This window comes from Leptolyngbya cf. ectocarpi LEGE 11479, assembly GCF_015207065.1.
GTDB lineage: Bacteria > Cyanobacteriota > Cyanobacteriia > Phormidesmidales > Phormidesmidaceae > Leptothoe > Leptothoe ectocarpi.
In genome coordinates, this window is record NZ_JADEXP010000504.1 from 1 (window position 1) to 3,277 (window position 3,277).

Genomic DNA, 3,277 nt, shown 5'->3' on the forward strand with positions numbered 1-3,277 from the left:
ATCTACAGCAGATGTGGAAAGTCGGCTAACGACATTCGAACGTCAATTGACCCCCAAGCCGCTACCGCCCTCAGCCACCCTGCCGGCATCGCCCCCGACACCCGACACGTTGACTAGTACGCCTAACCAGTCAGCGCCGAAACCCAGTCAGCCTCTGTTAGAAACCACCGAACTTAAAATCAACCTACCTAGCGATGCTCTATTTGCCCCTGGAGAAGCCCGGCTGCTGGCAACGGCCCCGGAACTACTCAAGAGCATTTTTGAAGATCTAGCCCAATACCCCAACGCCACCATTTTGATTGGGAGTCACACCGATAACCATCTGGAAATCTCCCAAAGTGTGACCTTGGCTTTTCAGCAGGCAAACACCCTCAAAGCTTATTTAGCTGGAAATTTGCCCGACCATCGCTGGGTTACCATTGGCTACGGACAAAGCCAGCCCGTCGCTGACAATAGCAATCCGCACTCTAGTCAGCGCAATCGCCGGATTGAAATTGCCATTGATCGCCGTTAACGGCATGCTGATAGTCAGCGTATTTCATCCTCAAAGCCTCCCCCATAATGAAAGTTGTCTACTTTGGTACCCCACAGTTTGCGGTACCCAGCCTGGTCCGTCTGCTCGAAGACCCTGATTTTGATGTGATTGCCGTCATTACCCAGCCAGACAAACGACGGGGCCGAGGCAGCAAGGTTACCCCGTCCCCCGTTAAAGCAGTCGCTACCGCAGCCGATATTCCGGTTTGGCAACCTCAGAAAATCAAAAAAGACATCGATACCCTTAATTTCCTCCGTACTTCCCAGGCCGATGCTTTTGTTGTTGTTGCCTATGGGCAAATTCTGTCCCAGGAAATTTTAGACATGCCCCGTTTAGGGGCAATCAACGGCCATGGTTCCCTTTTGCCCCTATATCGAGGGGCTGCTCCGATCCAGTGGAGTCTCTACAACGGAGAAGCTGAAACTGGGATTACCACCATGCTGATGGATGCGGGCATGGATACAGGTCCTATGCTACTAGAAGAGGCAATTCCCATCGGCTTGCTAGATAACGCTTGGACAATTGCTGAAAAACTGTCTAAACTCACTGCCGAGTTACTTTTGAGTACCTTGCATAAGCTTGACGGTCAAGCCATCCGTCCTATTCCCCAAGCCGATGAACGGGCCACCTACGCACCCCTGATTAAAAAAGCAGACTATGTCATTGACTGGCAACGCTCAGCCCAAGATATTCACAATCAAGTGCGTGGGTTTTACCCCAACTGTGTGACACAGCTACGCCAGCAATCGCTAAAAATCAGCGAAACTCTCCCACTCACCGATAGCATTTGGCCTCAGCTCCCCCAGGAGCTGCAATCCCTAAAAGATGCCTATAGTCAGCTAGAACCACCGACTCCGGGTCAGCTCACTGCCATTTGGAAAAATTATGGCCCCGTTGTGGGTACTGGGGATGGATATCTTTTACTGCGCCAGCTACAGCCAGCTGGCAAAAAATCCCAGTCCGGATGGGCATTTGCCAATGGTAGCCGCCTGCAGCCAGGAGAATTATTAGGGTCATAATTTTAGCGATACAAAGGCACTAAAAAAACGGCTGACCAGGGCCAGCCGTTTCACTAAAATGATGTCCAGAAGCAATGTCTAAAGCCGTTTATCCGTTATCCAGCAGCTAAATAGCCCTGAAACGTTGCCTTACGACGACGCAGATGCTTAAGCGCCTGCTGCTCTAACTGACGCACACGCTCACGGCTAATGCCCATACGCTGGCCCACCTTGGCCAGAGAAAGCTGAGTACCATCCGTGAGACCAAACCGCAGATTGATCACTTCCTTTTGCTGAGGAGTCAGCTCAGTCAGCATGTTGCGGATGTCCTGACGCAAAGACTGCTGTACCGTGTAGTCTTCTGGAGATACGGTATCGTCCTCCAGTAGCTCCTGCAGCTCCGTATCTTGATTATCGCCAATGCGCACATCTAGGGAAATGGGCTGGCGGGACATGGTCAGGTAGTCTCGCACCTGCTCAGGCGTCAGGTCAAGCTCCTGTCCGATTTCAGCGACAGAGGGACTACGACCTAGCTTTTGAGCTAGAACCCGCTGTTCGCGTTTGATTTTGTTGAGTTTCTCTGTGATGTGAATGGGTAGACGGATAGTGCGTGATTGCTGTGCGATCGCACGGGTAATTGCCTGACGAATCCACCAGTAAGCATAGGTTGAAAACTTATACCCCTTCATCGGGTCAAACTTTTCAACACCGCGCTCTAGACCTAACGTACCTTCCTGAATCAAATCAAGGAACTCTAAATTACGCTTTTGGTACTTTTTGGCCACCGCCACTACAAGGCGCAGGTTGGCTTCAATCATCTTACGCTTTGCCCGCTGACCGTGCCGTAGCTGATGGACTAGCTCTGAGTCTGAAACATCAGCAGATTCAGCCCACTCAGCCCGACTAGCATCACGACCAAGCTCTTCAGCTAATTTATCCTTGATTGCCTGCAAAGCCATCAGACGCTGCACCTGCTTACCCAACACAATTTCCTCTTCATGGGTGAGCAGAGGCACGCGACCAATCTCTTGTAAATACGTACGTACAGTATCAGTACTGTAGGCAACTGGAGAAGTTCGTTTTGGGGCTTTCAGCTTAGACATACCTTTTGATGGACCTCCGCTGGGAAAAATGTGTAGACATAGGGAATAGCTTTATCCCTTGCCCGTAGGTGGAATCGTTTAATAGCGACCTTTTAGCGATACGTAGAGCACAAGAAATGGATCTCAATTCATAAAATCGTTTCAAAAGACCGCTTCAAACGTCTAGGTCAGGGCTAAATACGTACCTATTCTTCTAAAAACGAACTTAAGTCGGATTCATTATGAGTTTAATTTTACCCCAGGTGACTGCGTTAGTTTCAATTGATGAGACATCTCTCATAAAACACATCTCCATAGCCATCACTTTAAGGTGAATAGATGAGAAATTAACGTAGACCCAGATTAGAGCTAACTGAGAGAGTAAGAATGAGGTAAAGACAACTTTCTACACTGCTAGTGTGGCTTGGGAATTGAACCCTTTAGGTGGGGTTTTCCTTTGGCAATAACCGAACTAAAACCTTCAGCCACAGATTTTTCTCCACCAAGCGCTATCCAGTTTTTGAAGCCTGTCCCACTGGTTTTGTGACTCTCCTTGAACAAACGCTCGGCTAGCTCAAAAGCTTAGACGTAACTGAGGCAAAAATCTGTAGTTATCGGAACAACTTTTGTCTTATTTTGAGACAAATATCGAACCCCATTCT

The 3,277-nt window shown here is 49.0% G+C and carries 3 protein-coding genes; 2 read left to right on the top strand and 1 reads right to left on the bottom strand.

The genetic code is table 11. From position 1 onward, the window contains the following. A partial coding sequence (locus IQ260_RS29065; RefSeq protein WP_193996550.1) for an OmpA family protein occupies positions 1–514 on the top strand: 514 nt, incomplete at its 5' end. A 47-nt stretch (positions 515–561) separates the two neighbouring features. Then, entirely contained in the window at positions 562–1,554 is a 993-nt protein-coding gene (gene fmt, locus IQ260_RS29070) for a methionyl-tRNA formyltransferase (protein WP_193996551.1), read from the top strand. 95 nt (positions 1,555–1,649) lie between these two features. On the opposite strand, the gene IQ260_RS29075 is transcribed toward fmt, so the two are convergent. Next, positions 1,650–2,636 (bottom strand): RNA polymerase sigma factor, RpoD/SigA family, encoded by a 987-nt coding sequence (locus IQ260_RS29075; RefSeq protein ID WP_193996552.1) that lies wholly within the window; start codon positions 2,634–2,636, stop codon positions 1,650–1,652. Positions 2,637–3,277 lie beyond the last annotated feature (641 nt).